This is a genomic window from Cupriavidus sp. P-10, from assembly GCF_003402535.2.
Classification (GTDB): domain Bacteria; phylum Pseudomonadota; class Gammaproteobacteria; order Burkholderiales; family Burkholderiaceae; genus Cupriavidus.
Window position 1 is genome coordinate 246,504 of sequence record NZ_AP025171.1, and the last position, 23,584, is coordinate 270,087.

General features: G+C 65.6%; 18 protein-coding genes. 17 read left to right on the forward strand and 1 reads right to left on the reverse strand.

The features are described from left to right. The first annotated feature begins 32 nt into the window (after positions 1–32). The 13 genes from CTP10_RS18255 to CTP10_RS18315 all read left to right on the forward strand — a co-directional run bounded on the left by CTP10_RS18255 (position 33) and on the right by CTP10_RS18315 (position 11,424). Complete coding sequence (locus CTP10_RS18255; protein WP_116318875.1) at positions 33–767, forward strand: DUF4088 family protein; 735 nt, start codon at positions 33–35, stop codon at positions 765–767. A gap of 528 nt (positions 768–1,295) precedes the next feature. After that, positions 1,296–1,613: a flagellar transcriptional regulator FlhD gene (flhD, locus tag CTP10_RS18260; protein WP_022537455.1), complete on the forward strand. Its 318-nt coding sequence runs from the start codon at positions 1,296–1,298 to the stop codon at positions 1,611–1,613. Beyond that, a complete protein-coding gene (gene flhC / locus CTP10_RS18265) occupies positions 1,610–2,218 on the forward strand; it encodes a flagellar transcriptional regulator FlhC (RefSeq protein WP_116318874.1) in 609 nt (202 codons plus the stop codon). The genes flhD and flhC overlap by 4 nt, the downstream gene beginning before the upstream one ends. Before the next feature lie 119 nt (positions 2,219–2,337). Then, complete coding sequence (gene motA / locus CTP10_RS18270) at positions 2,338–3,201, forward strand: flagellar motor stator protein MotA (RefSeq protein ID WP_029049989.1); 864 nt, start codon at positions 2,338–2,340, stop codon at positions 3,199–3,201. A gap of 25 nt (positions 3,202–3,226) precedes the next feature. Then, on the forward strand, positions 3,227–4,204 hold the full coding sequence (motB, locus tag CTP10_RS18275) for a flagellar motor protein MotB (protein WP_116318873.1): 978 nt from the start codon (positions 3,227–3,229) through the stop codon (positions 4,202–4,204). A gap of 74 nt (positions 4,205–4,278) precedes the next feature. After that, positions 4,279–6,336, forward strand: coding sequence for a chemotaxis protein CheA (cheA, locus tag CTP10_RS18280; protein ID WP_116318872.1), 2,058 nt, complete (start codon positions 4,279–4,281; stop codon positions 6,334–6,336). Between the two features lie 34 nt (positions 6,337–6,370). Beyond that, the gene (locus CTP10_RS18285; RefSeq protein WP_116318871.1) at positions 6,371–6,865 is read left to right on the forward strand and encodes a chemotaxis protein CheW; all 495 of its coding nucleotides are present in this window, start codon (positions 6,371–6,373) and stop codon (positions 6,863–6,865) included. Positions 6,866–6,898: 33 nt separating this feature from the next. Then, entirely contained in the window at positions 6,899–7,822 is a 924-nt protein-coding gene (locus tag CTP10_RS18290) for a CheR family methyltransferase (protein WP_116318870.1), read from the forward strand. After that, positions 7,822–8,493 (forward strand): chemoreceptor glutamine deamidase CheD, encoded by a 672-nt coding sequence (gene cheD / locus CTP10_RS18295; protein ID WP_116318869.1) that lies wholly within the window; start codon positions 7,822–7,824, stop codon positions 8,491–8,493. Before CTP10_RS18290 ends, cheD begins: the two co-directional genes overlap by 1 nt. Before the next feature lie 22 nt (positions 8,494–8,515). Then, the gene (locus CTP10_RS18300; protein WP_116318868.1) at positions 8,516–9,589 is read left to right on the forward strand and encodes a protein-glutamate methylesterase/protein-glutamine glutaminase; all 1,074 of its coding nucleotides are present in this window, start codon (positions 8,516–8,518) and stop codon (positions 9,587–9,589) included. 137 nt (positions 9,590–9,726) lie between these two features. Continuing rightward, positions 9,727–10,068 carry a chemotaxis response regulator CheY gene (cheY, locus tag CTP10_RS18305; RefSeq protein ID WP_216621516.1) on the forward strand — a complete coding sequence of 114 codons (342 nt, stop codon included), beginning with the start codon at positions 9,727–9,729 and terminating at the stop codon, positions 10,066–10,068. Between the two features lie 19 nt (positions 10,069–10,087). Then, positions 10,088–10,723 carry a protein phosphatase CheZ gene (gene cheZ / locus CTP10_RS18310; RefSeq protein WP_116318866.1) on the forward strand — a complete coding sequence of 212 codons (636 nt, stop codon included), beginning with the start codon at positions 10,088–10,090 and terminating at the stop codon, positions 10,721–10,723. Between the two features lie 410 nt (positions 10,724–11,133). Beyond that, a complete protein-coding gene (locus CTP10_RS18315) occupies positions 11,134–11,424 on the forward strand; it encodes a hypothetical protein (RefSeq protein WP_199414559.1) in 291 nt (96 codons plus the stop codon). Between the two features lie 48 nt (positions 11,425–11,472). Here CTP10_RS18315 and CTP10_RS18320 read toward each other — a convergent pair whose 3' ends face one another. Beyond that, the gene (locus CTP10_RS18320) at positions 11,473–16,602 is read right to left on the reverse strand and encodes a RecQ family ATP-dependent DNA helicase (RefSeq protein WP_116318864.1); all 5,130 of its coding nucleotides are present in this window, start codon (positions 16,600–16,602) and stop codon (positions 11,473–11,475) included. 494 nt (positions 16,603–17,096) lie between these two features. Between CTP10_RS18320 and flhB the strand changes: the two genes are divergently transcribed. Genes flhB through CTP10_RS18340 form a run of 4 tightly spaced genes read left to right on the forward strand, consistent with a single transcriptional unit; the run spans position 17,097 to position 23,507 of the window. Continuing rightward, on the forward strand, positions 17,097–18,239 hold the full coding sequence (flhB, locus tag CTP10_RS18325) for a flagellar biosynthesis protein FlhB (protein ID WP_116318863.1): 1,143 nt from the start codon (positions 17,097–17,099) through the stop codon (positions 18,237–18,239). Beyond that, on the forward strand, positions 18,236–20,317 hold the full coding sequence (gene flhA / locus CTP10_RS18330; RefSeq protein WP_116318862.1) for a flagellar biosynthesis protein FlhA: 2,082 nt from the start codon (positions 18,236–18,238) through the stop codon (positions 20,315–20,317). The genes flhB and flhA overlap by 4 nt, the downstream gene beginning before the upstream one ends. Positions 20,318–20,340: 23 nt before the next feature. Beyond that, the gene (gene flhF, locus CTP10_RS18335) at positions 20,341–22,701 is read left to right on the forward strand and encodes a flagellar biosynthesis protein FlhF (RefSeq protein WP_116318861.1); all 2,361 of its coding nucleotides are present in this window, start codon (positions 20,341–20,343) and stop codon (positions 22,699–22,701) included. Positions 22,702–22,712: 11 nt separating this feature from the next. Continuing rightward, positions 22,713–23,507: a MinD/ParA family ATP-binding protein gene (locus tag CTP10_RS18340; RefSeq protein WP_116318959.1), complete on the forward strand. Its 795-nt coding sequence runs from the start codon at positions 22,713–22,715 to the stop codon at positions 23,505–23,507. The last annotated feature ends 77 nt before the right edge of the window (positions 23,508–23,584 follow it).

The window sequence follows — 23,584 nt, forward strand, 5'->3', positions numbered from 1 at the left end:
CGGGCCGCGGCGCGGCCCGTGATGGCAATGCTATGACGAACGAGATCACCCTGGCCCTGCCGCCTGACGATGCGTACAGGCTGCGCAAGGAATTCGACCAGTTCATCGGTGTCTCGACCCGGCTGGACCGCGAGTTCCTGCCACCCGAGTTCAACGACTTCCTGCGTGCCAGGCTGCTGCAACATGATGGCCCGCTGACCGAGCGCGCCGTGAACCGGTTGTTGTCCGGCGGCGAGTACGGCTGGGCCCGGCGCGTGTTCGACAAGCAGCTGCCCAACGCGCTGGCGGCGCTGATGCGCGATGCGCGGCGCTTCGGCTTCGGCCTGGCGGTGCAGCCGGACTGGACGGGCGAGCAGCGGCTTGCGCATGCGCGCGAATGGGCCGCGAAGGTACTGACCGAATGCGGGGCCGACGCCGCCTTCACTGAAGCGCTGGCGACCCAGGTCGCGGCCTCGGCCGAAGACGTGCGCTTGCTGGAGGAGCGCATGCGCACGCCGGCATGGCGGCTGGCGGAAAGCCTGCGCCAGCGCGCGTATGACCTGATGTACGCGCTGCAGACTGAAGACAACCAGACCGCGGGCCGCGCGCGCGTGGGCGAGTTGCGCGGCATGCTGGGCCTGGCGCTCGAGTATGGCTCGGTGCAGCCGGAAGAAGCCGCGCGCGTGCTGGAGCAGGTGGAACGCTCGCGTCCCTCGCTCTTCCGCGACGAGCCCGACGATGTCTTTGCGCGGCTGGCGGCGTGGCTGCGGCGAATGTTCGGCGGATAAGCGGCGGATGAGCGGCGGATGAGCGGCAGGTGATCGCCAGGTAGAGGCGCGCGTCCTCAAGCGCGCGCAATTCGGACATGCCGTTTTCGGACAGGGCAGGGGAATGCCATGCGCGCTCACCACCACGCGCGCACTTCGTCAATAGAGGAATCCATCAGGCACCCAAGTGACGGTCTCGCGCGTTTGGCTGCTATGACGATTGCGTTACAGCGTTGATCGAAATCAAAGCTACACGCCTGTGAAATGTTACAAAATGCGCCAAGCCATGTATGTTTCGTACGACATTTGCATCCCCCCCGCGTAAGTAGGGATTGGCATTGCGGGCGGATTGCCGATATAAACGTACCAGTCTCACTTACACTCTGTAACACTTGTAACGGGGCTGATAACAGTGTGACACGGGCGCAGTTCCTTTAAGTCGTACGTTGTACCCGCCCAGCCGCAAACAAACGATCTGGTCGCCGGAGCCCTCGGGCCTGGTAAGCGCCGGACAAGCGGCAACGGTGGGTTTTTGGTAGCGGGGAAAAATTGGAAAGCAGTGAAGTTCTCCAGGAGATCAGGGAGGTTAACCTCGCCTATCTGCTGCTCGCGCAACGACTCGTGCGCGAAAACCAGGTCGAAGCCATGTTCCGGCTCGGGGTCAGCAAGGAAATCGCGGATATCCTTGGCAAGCTGACTTCGGCGCAACTCGTCAAGCTCGCGGCATCCAACATGGTGCTGTGCAGGTTCCGCTTCGACGATCATGCGCTTCTGTCCACACTCACCCACACGGCCAAGAGCCATGACATGCAGCAGATCCACGCCGCGATCCTGCTGGCTCGTCAGCCTGTGGAGTCACTCAATTGACCGCGCTGCTGAAGGCCGAGCCGAACCGGAGTTTCACGGCCACCTCCGCAGCCGTCCCACGCAAGAGCGTTCTCCAGGATGCCAACCAGACCCAGCTCGCCATCGAGCTGATCGGCCTGGGTGCGCGCCTGCAGGTGCTTGAAGCCGAGACCACGCTGTCGCGCGACCGGCTCATCCGCCTGTACAAGGAACTGCGCGGGGTCTCGCCTCCCAAGGGCATGCTGCCCTTCTCGACGGACTGGTTCACCACCTGGCTGCCGAATATCCACTCGTCGCTGTTCTTCTCTGCCCATCAGTTCATGGTGCAGGAAGGCGAGACCGTGGGCATCCGCGCCGTGGTGGCTGCCTATCGCCTGTACCTCGAACACGTTTCGCTTCTCGGCGGTGAAATTGTCTTAAGTTTCACGCGTGCCTGGACGTTAGTACGGTTCTTCGAGAGCAATATGCTGCAGCTGTCCAGCTGCACGTGTTGCGGCGGACAGTTCGTCACGCACGCCTATGAGCCGCACGCGAACTTCGTGTGCAGCCTGTGCCGTCCGCCCTCGCGCGCAGGGAAAGTGAAGAAGCTCTCGAAAGACGCCGCCGCCGTGCAGACCAACGCCTGATCCTGGTTTAGGTCCGCCGGCCGGCAAGCTTGCAGCGCTGGCGGACGGACCACTCCCCGTTCGCCCGTGCGCGGGCCATTGTGCGTGATTGACGCGCGTTTTTTGACGGGGATCCCATCGTGCTAGTAGTTCTTGGCTATGTCGTCGTGGTTGTCGCGGTGCTTGGCGGTTACGCCATGACCGGCGGCCACATGGGCGCGCTATATCAACCGGCGGAATTCGTGATCATCGGGGGCGCTGCCTTCGGTGCCTTCATCGCCACCAACACCACCAAGGCCATCAAGGCCACCGCCCGCGCCCTGCCAGGGCTGTTCAAGGGCTCCAAGTACAAGAAGGAACTGTACCTGGACGTCATGTCGCTGCTGTACGTGCTGCTGTCCAAGGCACGGCGCGAGGGCATCCTGTTCCTGGAAAAGGAAATCGCGGATCCCGCCTCCAGCAGCGTCTTCAGCCAGTACCCGCGCATCCTGTCGGATCCGGTGGTGATGGAATTCCTCACCGACTACCTGCGCATGATGGTCAACGGCAACATGAACGCCTTCGAGATCGAGGCCCTGATGGACCACGAGATCGAGACCTTCCGCCATGAGGCCGAGATTCCCGCCCATGCGCTGTCGCGCGTCGGCGATGCGCTGCCCGCCTTCGGCATCGTCGCCGCGGTGATGGGCGTGGTGCACGCGCTGGCTTCGGCCGACCTGCCGCCGGCCGAGCTCGGCGCGCTGATCGCGCACGCCATGGTCGGCACCTTCCTCGGCATCCTGCTGGCCTACGGCTTTATCTCGCCGCTGGCCGCGCGCATCGAGCTGCAGGTGTCCGAGAACGTCAAGGTCTACGAGTGCATCAAGGTGGTGCTGCTCGCCTCCCTGAACGGCTACGCGCCGCTGGTCGCGGTGGAATTCGGCCGCAAGGTGCTGTACTCCACGGTGCGGCCGTCGTTCCTCGAGCTCGACGACCACGTGCGCGAAGTCAAGAGCCTGAACTGAGCGCGGCAAGGCAGGAGGCACCCTCATGAGCAGCGCACACGATATGCGTCCGATCATCGTCCGCCGGGCGAAATCGCACGCCAGGCCGCACGGCAACCACAGCTGGAAGATCGCCTACGCCGATTTCATGACGGCGATGATGGCGCTGTTCCTGGTGCTGTGGCTGCTGTCCAGCGCCAACAAGAAGACGCTGGAAGGCATTGCCGAATACTTCCGCATGCCGCTCAAGGTGGCGGTCGTCGGCGGCGAGAAAAGCAGCCAGTCGCCCAGCGTGATCCCGGGCGGCGGCATGGACGTCATGCGCAAGGACGGCGAGGTCATGCGCGCGCGCGACAACGATCCGAGCGAGGAACAGCGCCGCAACGAACTGCAGGAAGGGCAGCGCCTGCGCGCGCTCAAGCAGCGCCTCGAACAGCTCATCGAGAGCAACCCGATGCTGCGCCAGTTCCGCCCGCAGCTGCTGCTCGACATCACCAGCGAAGGCCTGCGCATCCAGATCCTCGATACGCAGAACCGGCCGATGTTCCGCACCGGCAGCGCCAACGTGGAGACCTATATGCGCACCATCCTGCGCGAGATCGGCCCGGTGCTGAACGAGCTGCCGAACAAGGTCAGCCTGTCCGGCCATACCGACGCGGCCAACTATTCCAACGGCGAGCGCACCTACAGCAACTGGGAGCTGTCCAGCGACCGCGCCAATGCCTCGCGCCGCGAACTGATCGCGGGTGGCATGCAGGAAGGCAAGGTGCTGCGCGTGCTGGGCCTGGCGGCGACCATGCCCCTGGACAAGGACGATCTGCTGGCGCCGGTCAACCGGCGCATCAGCATCGTCGTGCTCAACCACAAGGCCCAGGCGCGCTTCGAGGCCGAGAACGCCAGCGCGGCCGAGGTCTCGGTGGCGGCGCAGGCCGGCAAGGCCGCGCAGGAAATCCAGGCTGGGCTGGCCGCGGCCTCCGCGCCGGCGGCAGCGCCGGCCTCGGCACCGCAGGGCCGCAAGCCATGACGCAGCAAACCACCAAGCGCGGCCGCACCGGCGGCGCCCGCGCCTAGCGCAGTAACTTAGTGAGTCAGGACGCCATGTCTGTCGATATCGATATCACACAGTTTTACCAGACCTTCTTTGAAGAAGCGGAAGAACTGCTCGTGGAAATGGAGCAGCTGCTGCTCGGCCTGGACATCGAGTCTCCCGATCCCGAGCATCTGAACGCGATCTTCCGGGCGGCCCATTCGATCAAGGGCGGAGCCGCTACCTTCGGGTTCGCGGCGCTGACCGAGACCACCCACATCTTCGAGAACCTGCTGGACCGCACGCGCCGGCAGGAACTGGCGTTGACCAGGACCATCATCGACACCTTTCTGGAAACCAAGGACGTGTTGCAAGATCAGCTCAACGCCTACCGCAACGGCACCGAACCCGATCCGGAAACGCTGGTGCGCATCTGCGCCGTGCTGCAGCAGCTCGCGCAGGAAGCCGCTGGCCAGGCGGGCGCATCGGCGGCCGCTCCGGCCGCGGCACCCGTCGCCGCCCCGGTTGCGGCTCCCGTTGCCGCACCGGCAGCCGCGGCAGGCGGTGCGCTGAAGATCCGGCTGATCAAGGTCTCCGCCAACGACCAGGCGCTGCTGCGCGAAGAACTCGCCAACCTCGGCGAGATCACCGGGCAGCAGGAGGTCAACGGCGAACTGGTGGTGTGGCTCAACACCCAGTGCAGCGCCGACGACATCATTGCGGTGTGCTGCTTCGTGATCGACATGGACCAGATCGCGATCGAAGCCGCCAGCGATGCAGCGGCAGCGGCAGCGGCACCGGCCGAAGTACCCGCGCCGGCTCCGGCGCCGGCCGCGGCAGCACCGGCCGCTCCTGCTCCCGCCGCGCGCGAGAAGGAGAAGGAGAAAGAAAAGGCCAAGCCGGCCCCCGCCGCCGCGCACGGCGAAGGCTCGATCCGCGTGCCGACCGAAAAGGTCGACCAGATCATCAACCTGGTGGGCGAACTGGTGATTACCCAGTCGATGCTGGCGCAAACCGCGTCGTCGCTCGACCCGGTGCTGTTCGACCGCCTGTTCTCCGGCATGGGCCAGCTCGAGCGCAACGCGCGCGACCTGCAGGAAGCGGTGATGTCGATCCGCATGATGCCGATGGACTACGTGTTCTCGCGCTTCCCGCGCCTGGTGCGCGACCTGGCCAGCAAGCTCGGCAAGCAGATCGACCTGGTCACCTTCGGCAAGGCCACCGAGCTCGACAAGAGCCTGATCGAACGCATCATCGACCCGCTCACTCACCTGGTCCGCAACAGCCTGGACCATGGCATCGAGACCCCCGACAAGCGCGTCGCCGCCGGCAAGGAGCCGACCGGCCAGCTGGTGCTGTCCGCGCAGCACCACGGCGGCAACATCGTCATTGAAGTCAGCGATGACGGCGGCGGCCTGAACCGCGAGCGCATCCTGGCCAAGGCCATCCAGAACGGCCTGCCGGTGTCCGAGAACATCAGCGACGAGGAAGTCTGGCAGCTGATCTTTGCGCCGGGCTTCTCCACTGCCGAAGTCGTCACCGACGTGTCCGGCCGTGGCGTGGGCATGGACGTGGTCAAGCGCAACATCCAGGAGATGGGCGGCCATGTGCAGATCAGCTCGCGCCCGGGCCTGGGCACCACCATCCGCATCGTGCTGCCGCTGACGCTGGCGATCCTGGACGGCATGTCGGTCAAGGTCGGTGAAGAGACTTTCATCCTGCCGCTGAACTGCGTGATGGAATCGCTGCAGCCCAAGGCCGAGGACGTGCACACCGCCGCCAACTCCGACCGCGTCATGCACGTGCGCGGCGAGTACCTGCCGCTGCTGGAAATGCACCGCGTCTTCAACATCGCCGGCGCGCTGCAGGAACCCACGCAAGGCATCGCCGTGATCCTGCAGGCCGAGGGCAAGCGTTTCGCGCTGCTGGTGGACCAGCTGATCGGCCAGCACCAGGTGGTGCTGAAGAACCTGGAAACCAACTATCGCAAGGTGCCGTGCATCTCGGCGGCAACCATCCTCGGCGACGGCAGCGTGGCGCTGATCGTCGATGTCGGCGCGCTGCAACGCACCGGCGTGCGCCGGCAGGAGCCGGCGCTGGCTTCGTCGTTGGCCTCGTCGTTGGCCTAACCAACCGACCCACTACAGGAAGAGAAAACACATCATGGCCGGCATCGGACACATCGATACCCCCGGAAGCGACGCTTCGGGCCAGGAGTTCCTGGTCTTCACGCTGGGGTCGGAGGAATACGGCATCGACATCCTCAAGGTGCAGGAGATCCGCAGCTACGAGACCGTCACGCGCATTTCCAGCGCGCCCGATTTCATCAAGGGCGTGACCAACCTGCGCGGCGTGATCGTGCCGATCGTCGACCTGCGCCTGAAGTTCCGCCTGGGCAACGTGCGCTACGACCACCAGACCGTGGTCATCATCCTCAACGTGGCCGGCCGCGTGGTCGGCATCGTGGTCGATGGCGTGTCGGACGTGCTGACGCTGACCGGCGAGGCGATCAAGCCGGCGCCGGAGTTCGGCGTGTCGATCTCGACCGAGCACCTCACCGGCCTGGGCACCATCGACGGCCGCATGCTGGTGCTGATCGATATCGAGAAGCTGATGACGAGCGCCGAGATGGCACTGGTCGAGGCCGAGCTGGCCTGACGCCGCGCAGCAACCCGAAACGCCACGCAAGCCATGACGCCGTTCCGCACTGCCGCCAGCGCTCCCGCCAGCCTCCAGGGCCTGGCGGGCACCGTCTCCGCGCCGGCCGTCACGCCGCGGCGTGACGAGATGCGCGACTTCCTGCTGACCGAGCGCGACTTCGAGAAAATCCGCGCGCTGATCCACAAGCGCGCGGGCATTTCGCTGGGCAGCCACAAGCGCGAAATGGTCTACAGCCGCCTGGCACGCCGCCTGCGCACGCTGCAGCTGGCCGACTTTGCCTCGTACCTGGCGATCCTGGAGACGGATGACCGCTCGCCCGAGTGGGAGTTCTTCACCAATTCGCTGACCACCAACCTGACTTCGTTCTTCCGCGAGTCGCACCATTTCCCGCTGCTGGCCGAGCATGCGAAGAAGATCGGCCGCCCGTACAGCGTGTGGTGCTCCGCGGCGTCTACCGGCGAGGAACCGTACTCGATCGCCATCACGCTGGCCGAGGCGCTGGGCGACCGCGCCGCCACCGTGCTGGCCACCGATATCGACACGCAGGTGCTGGCCAAGGCCCGCAGCGGCGTGTACTCGGCCGACCAGGTCGCACGGCTGTCGCCCGAACGCCTCAAGCGCTTCTTCCTGAAAGGCACCGGCCAGCGCGCGGGCTCGGTCAAGGTCAAGCCCGAGCTGGCCTCCACCATCACGTTCGAGCCGCTCAACCTGCTCGCGCCCGACTGGGGCATCCGCGAGCAGTTCGACGCGATCTTTTGCCGGAACGTGATGATCTATTTCGACAAGCCAACGCAGGGCCGCATCCTGGAGCGTTTCATGCCGCTGCTCAAGCCGCACGGGCTGCTCTTCGCCGGGCACTCGGAGAACTTCTCCTACGTCACGCGCGCATTCCAGCTGCGCGGGCAGACTGTCTACGAACTGGCGCCCGATGCTGGCAGGGCGGGAAGGGCCTGATGCGCACGCCCTATCTCCCCGAGGCGCTGGCCACCCGCACCTACTTCGACCGCGAGTTCGGCAAGCAGGCAGTCAAGCTGCTGCCCAACGAGTACTACGTGACACGCGAAGACGTGGTGCTGACCACCGTGCTGGGTTCGTGCGTGGCCGCGTGCATCCGCGACGAGGCCGCCGGCGTCGGCGGCATGAACCACTTCATGCTGCCCGATGATGAAGGCGGCAGCGCCGGCGCCGACCGCATGCTGTCGCCGTCGATGCGCTACGGCAGCTACGCGCTCGAAGTGCTGATCAACGAGCTGCTCAAGATGGGCGCCCGGCGCGAGCGGCTGGAGGCCAAGGTCTTCGGCGGCGGCGCGGTGCTGGCCAACATGACCACGCTGAACATCGGCGACCGCAACGCGGATTTCGTGCTGCGCTACCTCAAGGCCGAAGAGATCCGTGTCGCGGCGCAGGACCTGCGCGGGCCCCATGCGCGCCGCGTCAGCTATTTCCCGGCCGGCGGGCTGGCACTGGTGCGCCGCCTGACGCGGCAGGACGACGAGGTCTCGGTGGCGCGCGACGAACGCGCGCTGGCGCGGGCCATCGCCACCTCGGCCAGGACCCCGGCGCGCGCGCCGGAGCGCGCCCCCGAACTGTTTGCGCGGCAGTCTTCCACGCGCCAGCTTCCCTGACCCAACACGAGCACGAATTCCTATGACTGCCGCCAAGATCAAGGTGCTCTGCGTGGACGATTCCGCGCTGATCCGCAGCCTGATGACGGAGATCATCAACAGCCAGCCCGACATGGAAGTGGTTGGCACCGCGCCCGACCCGCTGGTGGCGCGCGACCTGATCAAGCGCCTGAACCCGGACGTGCTGACGCTTGACGTCGAAATGCCGCGCATGGACGGCCTGGATTTCCTTGAGCGCCTGATGCGGCTGCGGCCGATGCCGGTGCTGATGGTGTCGTCGCTGACCGAGCGCGGCTCGGAAATCACCATGCGCGCGCTGGAGCTGGGCGCGGTCGACTTTGTCACCAAGCCCAAGCTGGGCATCCGTGACGGGCTGATCGAATACACCGACACCATCGCCGACAAGCTGCGTGCCGCGTCGCGCGCGCGCGTGCGCGCCGCGGCGCAGCCGGTAGCCGGCGTCAGCGCACCCGCGCCGATGCTGCGCAGCCCGCTGCTGTCGACCGAGAAGCTGATCATCCTGGGCGCTTCCACCGGCGGCACCGAGGCGATCAAGGAATTCCTGATGCCGCTGCCGCCCGACAGCCCCGCGGTGATGATCGTGCAGCATATGCCGGCCGGCTTCACGCGCTCGTTCGCGCAGCGCCTGGACGGGCTGTGCCGCATCACCGTGAAGGAAGCCGAGCACGGTGAACGCGTGCTGCCGGGCCATGCGTACATCGCACCGGGCGATTCGCACCTGCGCCTGGCGCGCAGCGGTGCCAACTACGTCGCGCACCTGTCGCAGGAAGCGCCGGTCAACCGGCACCGTCCCTCGGTCGACGTGCTGTTCGATTCGGCCGCCGAGCATGGCGGCAAGAACGTGATCGGCGTGATCCTGACCGGCATGGGCAAGGACGGCGCGCGCGGCATGCTGCGCATGCGCGAGGCCGGTGCCTACAACCTGGCGCAGGACGAGCAAACCTGCATCGTGTTTGGCATGCCGAAGGAGGCGATCGCCACCGGCGGCGTGCATGAAATCGTGCCCTTGCCGGCGATGACCCAGCGCGTGATGGCGCGCCTGGCCACGTACGGCACGCGCGCGCAACGGGTCTGAACGGGCCCGGAAACCTGAACAAGCCCAGACAACAAGCTGAAACAACAAGCTGGACCCACTAGCCAATACTGCATTTACCTGGAGCCCTCAAAGTGGACAAGAGCATCAAGATCCTGGTCGTGGATGATTTCCCGACCATGCGCCGGATCATCCGCAACCTGCTCAAGGAGCTGGGATTCGTCAACGTCGAGGAAGCCGAGGACGGCGCCGCCGGCCTGGAGAAGGCCAGGGACGGCAGCTTCCAGTTCGTGATCTCGGACTGGAACATGCCCAACATGGACGGCCTGTCGATGCTGCAGGCGATCCGCGCCGACGCGAATATCGGCAAGATCCCGGTGCTGATGGTGACGGCCGAGGCCAAGAAGGAAAACATCATCGCCGCGGCCCAGGCCGGCGCCAACGGCTACGTGGTCAAGCCGTTCACGGCAGCCACGCTGGACGAGAAGATCACCAAGATCTTCGAGAAACTCGGCGGCTGATCCAGAGGAGCCCTTTGCCATGACTCCGACGCTGAGCAACGATTCGGCCGAGCAACTGATCCTGCGCATCGGCAACCTGACGCGGATGCTGCGCGACAATATGCGCGAGCTGGGCCTGGACAAGGAGATCGAGCGCGCCGCGCAGGCCATTCCCGATGCGCGCGACCGGCTCAACTACATCGCGGCGATGACCGAGCAGGCCGCCGAGCGCACGCTGAACGCGGTCGAACTGGCGCAGCCGATCCAGTCCGGCATCGAGCAGCAGGCCGAGACCCTGGACAAGCGCTGGGAGGCCTGGTTCGAGAAGCCGGTGGAGCTGGCCGACGCCCGCTCGCTGGTGCTCGACACGCGCGCCTTCCTGACCGATGTGCCGGCGCAGGCCCGCGCTACCAACAGCCACCTGCTCGACATCATGATGGCGCAGGACTTCCAGGACCTGACCGGGCAGGTGATCAAGAAGATGATGGACATGATCCGCACGCTGGAGCAGGAGCTGCTGCAGGTGCTGATCGACAATGTTCCGTCCGAGCGGCGCGTGGAAGTGCAGGCGCCGTCAACGCTGATGAACGGGCCACAGGTGAATCCGGAGGGCAAGGCCGACGTGGTGTCGGACCAGGCGCAGGTGGATGATTTGTTGGCGAGTTTGGGGTTCTGACGTTTCGGTTGGGCGTGCATTTTTAAGAGTTTGCCCATACTCGCGCTTGCTGCCTCTGTTCATACTGGGTTCGTCGCTGCGCTTGTGGCGACCGGGTTTAGCAGCCCGCGGGATAGGGCGAACGACTGCCGTCTGGCGGTATCCTTACGTTCGCCGTGCTTGCGCACGCCCCTTCCATGGGCGGGCCCTGGCAGGGGAGCCTCCGGGCTCGCCGGCTCCTATTCCCCGGTCTGCTAACCCTGCTTTGCGCCCGCCCACCCCGATTAACACCCGGGGAGCGGCACTGAACCTGTATGAGAAAGGGGGTATTTCCATGCTTCAGTCCTTACTTGCCCATATCGGGCGATTGGCAATCTCCAGTATCTGCACAATGCAGCAGCGCGCCCGAGCCGCCCATGCGGAGGTGCGCCATGTATAGCCATAGCCATCACGGCATCACAGCGGAACACAACGGTGTCGACATGCTCGTGACCGCCCACAGCCCGGGCGAGAATCCGTTGAGCCTTGCCGTGCAACGTGCGGCACAGCTTCATGGCCTCTTGCTCATGGCCAGCGATCATGGTGCCCCGAATCTGGATCCGGTGGATCTGGACCAGGGGACCTGGGAGAGCTTGCTTTCCCTCGCGGTCAGCCTGGCGCACGAGACGCAGGTGTTGAGTGAACTGGCCGTGCTACATGGCCAGGCATTGCAGGCTGACTGACGTTGGGCGGGGTGCGCAGCCGTGCAATCGGCTGCCGCCCCATCCTGGTTACGCTTCAAACACCAGCTCCGGCACCACGATCTCCCACTCCTTGCACCGGATATGCTTCCTGAAACCGTCCTCCTCATCGTCCACCCGCCGTACCACAATGGCGTGTACCTGCGCCCTGACTCGCCCAACGTGTGATGGCGACCGATAACGGCGAGACAGGCGCCCTACCATGATGCCGGAGGGACTCAACAATTCCCATTTGTCATTGTTGCGACGCACCTGAAGCGCATCGCCGGGGCGTAGCGCCGCGATGGCGGTATGTATCGGATCGCTTGGCTCGCGCCGCCCGGGGAGCCCCAGATCCACGTCGCCAAGCGTAAGGCGTTGATAGCGGGTCGACAGCGCTGCGACAGGGCTCGGCAGCCGCACCGGTGCGCGTTTCATCGTGCTGGCTGAATCCACGAGCGCTTCAACGAACTTGTTGTCTCCGGAAAGACGGCACAGCAGGAGCAGGCGTTTTGCCCGCGTCATGGCAACGTAGTACAGCCGCCTCGGCGCTTCGGCGTCCTCATTCTTCCCAACCTTGTCCCAGCCGCCATCAAGCACCACCACATACTCAAACTCAAGACCTTTTGCGCGATGCGCGGTCAGCAGAAGCAGGCCGGTCTGGCGTCGCTTGACTTCGCGGCCCCATTCGGCAAGCCACTCGGTGAAGTGATCCTTTGGCAGGTCCGCGCCCGAAATCTCCAGCTCGTAGCTTTTCACCGCTTCCCGAAGCATAGCCCACCAGGGGCCGTCCTCTTGCTGCTCAAGCCAGCCCAATATTGCTTCCACATCGACCAGCTTGCCCTGGGTGCTACGCAGCCACGCCAGCATTGCCTGTGTTTCCCGCAAGCGCCAGAAATTTGTGGATTCCTCGTTCGCCATCTGTACCGGGATACCCAGGAACTCGCAGTAGGCGCGGACTGGGTCCAGGTAACTCCATTCCCGGGCTATGACAGCGCATTTGGACCAGCTCCACCCTCTGTCGAGGGAGGCAAGGCGCTTGAATTCCGAGATTGCCGCGAGAGCCTGCGAGGTCAATGAGTCTTCGGCAGGCAATATCTGAACCCGCCCCTGCCCGACGGGGTCGCGAGATTGCCACTCACCGCCGGGCGGATCCCGCCGCCTGGCACGGTCGATGGTGATGGGCTGTACCTTCTTCATACGCTCGGAAGCCAGCTCAATGACGGTATTGGCAGCGTCGATGATGTGAGCTGTCGACCGGTAGTTCTCAATCAAGAAATCCGGCTTGGCCTGATAGTCATCGGCAAAACGGCGGATGAACTCTACCGAGGCGCCGTCGAACGCATAGATGTTCTGGTCGTCGTCGCCTACGGCGAAGATGCTGAGTTTGCTCTCCTCATCCTGGAGCGTGCGGCCCGCGAGAGCCGAGATGAGTGCATATTGTTCGGGGCCGATGTCCTGGTACTCATCGACAAGGATCCAGCGGAAGCCGGCCAGCAGCCGATGGCGTTGCTCATCGGCCTCGTCGGGGGGAAGATCACTTCCGTCGAGTAGCTTGATGGCTTGCTGAAGCACTTCCCTGAAGCGGTCGCTGTCGGCTTTCTCGGCCTGTCCTGCGAAGCTGGCGCCGACGAGCCGCATCGCTAACGCGTGGCAGGTCAATACCGTGACGCTTCGGGCATCGTCTCCGATCAGTTCGAAAAGGCGTTTTCGGATCTCCACCGCCGCGTGCCGGTTGTACGCAAGCGCCAGGATGCCCTGGGGATTCTCGCGTCTGGCCCGCACCAGATAGGCTATGCGGTGTACCAGCACGCGAGTCTTGCCGGAGCCTGGGCCGGCGAGTATCAAGACATTGGTTTGCTCACGTTCATCTGTGACGATGCGTTGCTGGGTCGGGTTGTTGAGTGCTTCGACGACTCGGCGCCAGGAGTCGGGTGTGGTTTGCCGGGACAATTCCTTGTCGCGCCCTGGGAGCCAGCGCAGCAGAAATTCGCTCTGCGACAGGCCGAAATATTCCATTGCCAGTTTCGACGCATCTGCAATGGCTAGCAGCCCGCGCTGGGCGTACTCGGACATTACATGAATCTGCGTGACCTGCTCGTCGTAGTGGATCTGCAGTGGCTCGAAATCCGCCTTCATGAAAGCGCGCTTTTCCTTGTCGAGCAAAATCCTCATGGCTGGCCTGAAGACCGCCAAGCCCTTGTTGAGGCGGATGATCTCCTGCTCGTGCAACCACAACAACGCGCGGTCGAGCAGTTTGGTCGGCTCCTTAACCTGTGCCCGGAGCACCAGATCAGACTCAATGGCCGATAGCAGCTTGCCGAGTGTTGTCTCGGCAAGCACGTCCGTGCCGCGCGCTGAGGCCGGAGTACAGGACAGAAGATGGGTCAGCAGGCGTTCGGCCGCGGTACGGCGCAGCTCAGCCGTCTTATCCAGGCTGTCCCAATTGCGCTGAAGCTGAATCCCGATACTCTCCGCATCCAAACGCCGCACGAGCAAGCTACCAATCCCACCTTCGTCCGTGCGGCCATCATTGGCGATGCTCCGGATAAGGCGCCATACCTTCTCTGGCAACGCGGTGGGGTGGCCCTCGTCCTTCAAGCGCTGGGCGGAACGTCGCAGTTGTAGCACGGACCAATCGCCCTTGCTGAGGTCCGGGGCCGCTTCGCGCAGCAACAGGATCAGGGCCCGTTCGATGGAACGTGCTTCTTCCAACCGCTTCATGGATGACCGTTCCACCGCGACGTGAACGAATGCCGTCAAGGCGGTGTCATTGTTGGCGATACCAAGGCGTTCCAGATCGAAGAGCGCTGCGCGCACCTTTTCGGCACTGAGGCCCGATATCCCCATCAACTCGTCTGTCGAGATGCCTTCGTCCGCGTTCGCACCTAGCAATGCTTCGACCAGGGTCATCAGATTTTGGCGGTACGGGCCGGAAATCTGCGCTGCGGCGAGCTTCTCCCTGGCTTCCTCGCTCGAGTTCACACGTAGTGACGAGGGGAAGATCTGTACTTGGTTTTCCTCTCGCGTCAGCAGCACGGCCTCTTCGAGCCAGGAGATCGCGGTGCGCACGCGGGTGTCGTCGGTTGCAGAATCTCGCTCGAATTTACCTTCCTGGTCTTCTGCGAGAATCTCGCCTGGCGTGGCGATTACCTCGCCGCCCAGGCGCTTCTTGCGATTCAAGCTCCGCAGCGATCGGAGAACTGTCTGTATCTCCGCGCGAGTCAGCCGGGAACGGGCAGACATACTGAATTGGCGCTCAACGTCGTCGGTCGCGTAGAGGAGCACGCACCGGGCCGCGTTGCGGTCGCGCCCTGCCCGACCGGCTTCCTGCAGGTAGTTCTCCAGCGACCCCGGGATATCGGCATGGACTACCAGCCGGACGTCTGGTTTGTCTATGCCCATGCCAAAGGCATTGGTGGCCGTGATTACGCGCAGATCGCCACGGATGAATCGCTGCTGAACGCTCTTCTTCGTCTCCGGCGCTAGTCCCGCGTGGAAGTATTCGGCATGGATATCCTTTTCGCGCAGGAAACGCGCGACCTCCTCAGTTGCTTTTCGGGTTGCACAGTAGACGATCGCACCATCCTTGCTATTCGGGGAGAGCTCGGACGCGAGTACCTGGGAAATATGGTCGAGCTTGGCCTCGGGCGTCGTGGGTATGACCGAGAACTCAAGATTGTCGCGATTGGCCCCGCCGTTGAATAGCCTGAGGCCGACACCCACCTTCTCGCGAAAGTGCTCGAGGATGTCATCTATGACATCGGGCTTCGCTGTCGCAGTCAGGCATAGCACCGCGGGCACGGCGCCATGGCCGGACCACTCCTTGATGAAGCGGCCCACATAGCGATAATCCGGGCGGAAATCATGACCCCACTTGGACAGGCAATGCGCCTCGTCCAGGACCCAGGCGCCAACTTCACGCTGCGCCAGCGCTTTGCGAAGAGCACGATGGCGCAATTGCTCGGGCGAGACAATTAGGATGCCGATATCACCAAGTCGAACCCGGTCCAGGACGTCAGCCCTTTCCGGCATGGAAAGCATGCCGTTTAGCGCAGCGCAGCAGGTGATGCCTTTTGCTTCAAGGCCGGAAACTTGGTCTGCCATCAATGCAACCAACGGAGAAATGACTACCGTCAGTGCGCCTGTCTTATCAAAGCGCGAGAGGGCGGGGATTTGGTAGCAGATCGACTTGCCAGTGCCCGTAGGCAAAATTCCGAGGACATGCTCGCCGCGCATCGCAGCCTCGACGATGCTCTGCTGCAAGGGCCTGCCATTCTCGTCCATCGGCTCCGGGCGGAAACTGGTAAGCGCCGGAAACCAGCGAACCAACTCCTTTACCGCATTGTGGCGCTCCTGACACCACGAGCACGCCGGATTCTCACACGGCGTGTCCCGCAGCAGCTTGACCAATCGCGCCGCATCAGGAAACTGGTGGCGTACCCAGGGCGGCATAACGGAATTTCCGCCCGCGACGGAGAGCCAGGCAATCGCATAGGCGAGCGCCCAGCCTTCCCGCTTTGCGTGCGCAAGGATATGGCCACGATGTGTACTGCAGGTATCACGACCCAGCAGGCTCTCGATTGCCGCAGCGGCCTCCTCTGTTGTTGGCCTGAGCTTGCGGCGCACGGTGATGAAGAAGGCGTTCAGTCCGGAATCTGGTCCGTCGATCGTTGTGAGCCAGTGCCAGGCGGCTAGATATTCCGGATTGGTGGCATTGAGCGCCTGCAGGGCCCGGTGCTGATCATGAAACACCTCCAGCGTCAGACGCGCATCCAATTCCGGATCATTAATCCGGCCCCGCTTCAGTTGTCCATCCTGGTAGTGCTTGACCAGGTGGTGATATGGATTGCGAGGGAATGCCAGCGGGTTGATTCGCAGCGTGTCAACCGCAGGCATTTGGAGTAGATGCAAATCGGGTTGCGCAGCCGCCAAATGGGGTAGATCAAAGGCGATCAGGTTATGGCCAAGTATAAAGGCACTGTTTCGGCAGAATGAATCGAGTTTCTCCAGTGCCGCAAACAGGTCGCCGCGCCGATGAACCAGAGATTCCTGCGTGTCGCCGCGCAGGGCTGCAAACTGGTGAATGCGCTGGCCGTCGATCCCGACTTCGAGATCGATCGAGACGCATCGGGGTGAGAAACTGGCTTCCCCTTCGACTTTTGTTTCCTGGCCCTGCATCAACTTCCACCCCTCGGTAAGTTATTATTATGAGCGCGAGTGGCGCATCCCGTTATCTCGGCGCATCAGACTTGGGGCAGGTGATAACCGGGCAGACGCGCCACATAATGTGTGCAATATTGCACCAAAATAGGCCCGCGTGGGATTACTTCAGGGCGAATGAGTAGTGCGGGTACCATGCCAAGTGCTTATACCCACTTTTTCCGCAGAGGACGCTCGTCCAATCGCGCGCGAGCTCCCCCCGCAGCGGCCAAGTAGCCCGCGAGGGTGTGGGGGCTGCATTCTGAGTGAAGCGGCCGATCTCCGCCGGCTGGCCACCGCGAGTCCCCAACAACAGTCCCTAAAGTTCCCCAATTCCCCCGCCGTAACCCCCAGGTCCCCCCATTTCCCAAACAACACCCAAATCCCCCGCCTTTTCCCATGAATGGGAACCCCCCCACGCTTCGATAATCCCCACTGACGAATAGCGGCCCGCCGCTTCGCACGGAGCGTGGATGTCCGAAGAAAGCGATCTCGAGAAAACCGAACCCGCCTCACCCCGGCGCCTGGAAAAGGCGCGCGAGGAGGGGCAGGTGGTGCGTTCGCGCGAGCTGGCCACGTTCATCATGCTGATCGCCGGCGTGGTCGGGCTGTGGACGCTGGGCGGCCATATGGGCCGCGGCCTCAACCAGGTCATGCAGGGCGCGCTGCGCTTCGAGCGGGAAACCGCCTTCGATACCTCGCGCATGCTGTCGCGGTTTGGCCTGATGGTGTGGGACAGCCTGCTCGCCTTCCTGCCGCTGCTGCTGCTGTTCGGCGTTGCCGCGCTGGCCGCGCCGCTGATGCTGGGCGGCTGGGTGTTCTCGGCCAAGTCGTTCGCGCCGCAGTTCTCGCGCATGTCGCCGATCGCCGGTCTGGGCCGGATGTTCTCCGCTCATTCGCTGGTCGAGCTCCTCAAGGCGGTGGCCAAGTCGCTGCTGGTGGGTGCGGTCGGCGCCTGGGTGGTGTGGCACCGCCTGCCGGAAGCCATCGCGCTGATGAATGCGCCGGTGCAGGAAGCGCTGCTGCACATGGTCGACCTGGTGCTGTACTGCTGCCTGGTCGTCTCGCTGTCGCTGCTGGTGGTGGCGGCCATCGACGTGCCCTGGCAGTACTGGGAGTTCTTCAAGAAGCTGCGCATGACCAAGGAAGAGGTCAAGCAGGAATTCAAGGAGAGCGAGGGCGACCCGCATATCAAGAACCGCATCCGCCAGCAGCAGCGCGCCATGGCGCGCCGCCGCATGATGACCGAGGTGCCCAGGGCCGACGTGGTGGTGACCAACCCCACGCACTTCGCCGTGGCGCTGCGCTATGAAGAAGGCCGCATGGGCGCGCCGCGCGTGGTGGCCAAGGGCACTGGCGAAGTCGCCGCGCGCATCCGCGCGGTGGCGTCCGAGCACCGCGTGCCGCTGATGTCGGCGCCGCCGCTGGCGCGCGCGCTGCACCGCCACGTGGAACTGGGCCACGAGATCCCCGCAGGACTCTATACCGCCGTGGCCGAAGTGCTGGCCTGGGTCTACCAACTGAAGCACTGGCACTACTCGCAGGGCCCGCAGCCGCAGGCGCCGTCGGAGCTGCTGGTGCCTGATGAACTTGCCGTACCGGAAAGCCGCGAATGAATGCTCTGAACTCGCTGTTGAACCTGCCGGGCCTGCGCTCGGCGGGGCAGATGAAGGCCTTCACCGGCCCGCTGCTGATCATCATGATCCTGGGGATGATGATCCTGCCGCTGCCGGCCTTCGTGCTGGACCTGCTGTTTACCTTCAATATCGCGCTGGCGATCATGGTGCTGCTGGTCAGCATGTACACGCAGAAGCCGCTGGACTTTGCCGCGTTCCCCGCGGTGCTGCTGTTTACCACGCTGCTGCGCCTGTCGCTGAACGTCGCTTCCACCCGCGTGGTGCTGCTCGAAGGCCATACCGGCCCAGACGCCGCCGGCAAGGTGGTGGAGGCGTTCGGCCACTTCCTGGTGGGCGGCAACTTCGCGGTCGGTATCGTGGTGTTCGCCATCCTGGTGGTGATCAACTTCATGGTCATCACCAAGGGCGCGGGCCGGATCGCCGAGGTGGGCGCGCGCTTCATGCTGGACTCGATGCCCGGCAAGCAGATGTCGATCGATGCCGACCTCAACGCCGGCCTGATCGACGAAGCCGCCGCCAAGAAGCGCCGCGCCGAAGTGGCGCAGGAATCCGACTTCTACGGCGCCATGGACGGTGCCAGCAAGTTCGTGCGCGGCGACGCCGTGGCGGGCCTGATCATCATGTTCATCAATGTCGCCGCCGGCATGGTGGTGGGCATGGTGCAGCATGACCTGGACTTCGGCACCGCCGTGCACAACTACACGCTGCTGACCATCGGCGATGGCCTGGTGGCGCAGATCCCGGCGCTGGTGATCTCCACCGCGGCCGGCGTGATCGTGTCGCGCGTGGCCAACGAGCAGGACGTCGGCGAGCAGCTGACCGGGCAGCTGTTCTCCAACCCGCGCGTGCTGTACCTGACCGCCGGCATCATGGGCCTGATGGGCATTATCCCGGGCATGCCGCATTTCGCCTTCCTGCTGCTGTCCGGCGCGCTGGTCTGGATGGGCCGCTACCTGTCGCGCAAGGCAGCAACGCAGCAGCAGGTCAGGCAGCGCGAAGAGCGCGCACCGGCGGTGGCGCAGGAATCGACCGAAGCCAGCTGGGACGACGTGGCACTGGTCGACCCGCTCGGCATGGAAGTGGGCTATCGCCTGATCACGCTGGTCGACCGGGCGCAGGACGGCGAATTGCTCGGCCGCATCAAGAGCATCCGCAAGAAGGTGGCGCAGGAGATCGGCTTCCTGGTGCCGGTCGTGCATATCCGCGACAACCTGGAGCTCAAGCCCAATGCGTACCGCATCACGCTCAAGGGCGTCGAGATCGGCCGCGGCGAAGCCATGCCGGGGCAGTGGATGGCGATCAACCCGGGCCAGGTCAGCGGCACGCTGCCCGGGGCGGCCACGCGCGATCCCGCCTTCGGTTTGCCGGCGGTGTGGATCGACGCGGGCATCAAGGAGCAGGCGCAGGCGTACGGCTACACCGTGGTCGACGCCAGCACCGTGGTCGCCACGCACCTGAACCACCTGATCCACATGCACGCGGCCGAGCTGCTCGGCCGCCAGGAAGTGCAGTCGCTGCTGGACCGCATCGCCAGGGATGCGCCCAAGCTGACCGAAGACCTGGTGCCCAAGACCATCTCGCTGACGGCGCTGCAGAAGATCCTGCAGAACCTGCTCGACGAAGGCGTGGCAATCCGCGACATGCGCACCATCCTCGACGTGGTGGCCGAGCATGCGCCCAAGATCAGCGATCCGAACGAACTGACCGCGATGGTGCGCGTGGCCATGGGCCGCGCCATCACGCAGCAGCTGTTCCCGAACAACGCCGACCTGCAGGTGATCGGCCTTGACGCCGGCCTGGAGCGCGTGCTGTCGCAGGCGCTGACCAACGGCGGCGGCATCGAGCCGGGTCTGGCCGATGCGCTGCTGCAGCAGACCCAGGGCGCGGTCACGCGCCAGGAGCAGATGGGGCTGGACCCGGTGCTGCTGGTGCCGTCGCAGCTACGCCCGCTGATGGCGCGCTTCCTGCGCCGCACGCTGCCGCAGCTCAGGGTGCTGTCACACGCCGAAGTGCCTGACAACCGCAATATCCGCATCACCGCCATGATCGGCGCGTGAGAGATCATCCGACAGAGCCAACGATGAGCGTAGCCAAATTTGTCGCCGCCAACGGCCGTGAAGCCATGCGCCAGGTGCGCGAAGCCATGGGCCCTGATGCCGTGGTGCTGTCCAACCGCACCGTCGAAGGCGGCGTAGAAATCGTCGCCATGCGCGATGCCGATCTGGGCAGCGTGTCGGCCAGTGCACAGACCTACGTCCCGCCCGCGCCGGCGATGGTGGTGGCGGAGACGCCTGCCATTGGCGACCTGCGCGGCGAACTTCAGTCGATGCGCGCGATGCTGGAGCGCCAGCTCGCCGGCATCGGCAATGCGCCCGCCGGCGCCGGCCACGGTGTTGCCGCCAGCGACCCGCTGCGCGAATCGCTGTTCGAATGGATGGTGGGCGCCGGCTTCTCCGGCCAGCTGGCGCGCACGCTGCTGGCGCGCCTGCCGCTGGGCTACGACCGTCCCGCCGCGATGACCTGGATCCGCAAGGAGCTGGCCAGCAAGGTGCCGGTGCTGGGCGACGAAGACCACCTGTTCGCGCAGGGCGGCGTGCTGGCGCTGATCGGGCCCACCGGCGTGGGCAAGACCACCACCACTGCCAAGCTGGCGGCTCGCTTCGTGCTGCGCCACGGCGCCGACAAGCTGGCGCTGCTGACTACCGACAGCTTCCGTATCGGCGCGCATGAACAGCTGCGCATCTATGGCGACATCCTCGGCGTGCCGGTGCATGCGGTGAAAGATGCCGCCGACCTGCGCTTCGCGCTGGCGGCGATGAAGGACAAGCACCTGGTCATCATCGACACCGTCGGCATGAGCCAGCGCGACCGCAGCCTGTCGGAGCAGATCGCCATGCTGGCCGGTGTGCCCGCGCCGGTGCAGCGCGTACTGCTGCTCAACGGGGCCAGCCACGGCGACACGCTCAATGAGGTCGTGCATGCCTACCGCCACGATGCCGCGCCCGATGACGGCGGCATCGATGGCTGCATCATCAGCAAGCTGGATGAGGCCACCCACCTGGGTTCAGTGCTCGACGTGGTGATCCGCCACCGCCTGCCGGTGTTCTACGCCTCCACCGGCCAGCGCGTGCCCGAGCACCTGGAACTGGCCAGCAGCACGGCGCTGGTCGAACGCGCTTTCCTGACCCCACGCCGCGGCTCGGTCTTTGCCGATGCCGACGCCGCGCGCCGCCGCCAGGCGGCAGCGGACGAGCAGGCCGCGAAGGACGGGAACGGCGGGAAGGGCAGCGCCGACGACGTGCTGCGCTCGCTCACCGACAGCGCCGATGCGCTGGGCCAGTGCGTCGCGGAACTCAACGGCGCGGGCCTCGGCTTCGACCTGGCGCGCTCGCTGTGGCAGCAGCGCACCGCGGGCGATACCGCGCTGCGCGCGATGGCGCAGCAGGTGCGCGAAGCGGTCTGCCGCGACGTCAACCGCGCCTGCGACCAGTACGTGCTGGCGCTGGCGGCCACGCTGCCGGTCAGCGTGCCCGGCCGCCGCACGCCGCAGCCGCTGCAGCACACGCTGTGGCTGGGCGACCGCGACGGCACGCCGCTGGCCGCCACCGTCACCGCCGCCGGCCGCGCCGGCCAGCCGCTGGGCGAGGCCGATGCCGAGGCCGCCAACCTGCGCGCGGCCATGAGCGCTGCGCGCAAGGTGGTCAACCTGGTCGACGCGATGCCGTCCGCCGCCACGCTGGCGCGCTGGCAGCAGGCCGGCGAACGCTGGATCGCGGGCGCGCGCAAGACCGTGCGCGTGGTCAGCACAGGCGCCGCCTGGAAGCTCGATGCGCTCGCCGATACGCTGACCTTCCACGCCGTCGGCGACGCCGTCGTGCGTGAGCGCGACGCCGTGCGCTGGCTCGCCACCGCCGACGTGCGCGTGCCCGACAGCCCCGCGCGCGGCAAGGGCGCCCCCGAAGGCGGCATCGATGCCTGCCTGGTAGTGGTGCGCCTGGTCGATCGCGCCAGCGGCGAGCTGCTCGATGCCCGCTATTTGCTGTGCGACCCGGCACTGGCGCCGGACGCGGCGCAGGTGGCGCACTGGACGCCGTGGTCGGACACGGCCGAAACGCGCCTGCGCACGCTGCGCCATGCCGCCGACCACTTCGCGCAGGATGCCGAAGCCGGCCACGCCGGCAGTGCCGCACTCGCGGCGCTGCAGCTTGGCCTGTCCGTGCTGCGCCTGGAACACGCGCCGACCGCGACCGCGCCGGCTTTCTTGGCACGGCTGGCCGGCCGCACCGTGCGGGCCGGCGCGGCGGTGCCGGGCACCGCGCTCAATGAGGGCATGGGCCGCATGCTGGCGCTGCTCGACGTATTGGAGAACTACCCCGGCCGCGCGGCGGCGGCACCTGCCGCCGCCGTGGAAGCGGCCGATGTCATGGGAGCCCTGCAGTGAGCACCCTCGCCATGGACCAGGCAGAAAGCCTGCGGCGCATGCTGGCGCCGCGCACCACGCGCCGCATCGCCGTGGTCGCCAGCGAGCGCGGCGCCGGCGCCACCACCGTGGCGCTGGGCCTGTCGCAAGCCCTGGCGATGCAGGGCGAGCGCGTACTGCTGCTCGACGAAGACCCGGCCACGGCGCGCGCGACCAGACTCGCCGGCGCGACCCCGGCCGGCACGCTCGCCGACGTGCAGGAGGGGCGCCTGCCCCTGGAAGCCGCGGCGGGAGTCGGCACCGGCGGCGCGGTATCGGTGCTTCCGGCTGGCCGCCAACGCGCGGGGCTTGAGGTGCCCGCCACGGCGCTGTCGGCCTTCCGCAGCGTGCTGGTGGATGCCACCGCCGATGCCGACGGCGCGCTGTCGCCCTTTGCCGGCGGCGCGCACAACGTAGTGATCGTGATGCGCCCGGAACTGGCGTCGATCACCGCCGCGTATGCCTGCATCAAGCGCCTGCACCACCTGTACGCCTGGCGCCGCTTCCACCTCGTGGTCAACATGGCCGCCACCGAACTCGCGGTGCAGGCGATCCTGCGCAACCTGGCGCGCACCGCCAGCCAGTACCTGGGCGTGGAAGTGCAGTGCGCCGGCTGGCTGCCGGCCGATCCGCTGGTGGCGCGCGGCGTGCAGCTCGGCCGCTGCGTAGTCGAAGCCTTCCCGGCCGCACCCGCGACCAGCGCGCTGCGCCGCGCCGCCGGCAGCATCGGCGGCTGGCCGTTGCGGGCCGAGGCGCCAGCCCCCGCCGCAACGCCCGTGCCGGCATGAGCGCCGCCCGAACCATGCCTTACCAACGAACCAGACCCTGAGCCAGCCGGCGCGCCACGTGGCGCGCCGGTCCAGCA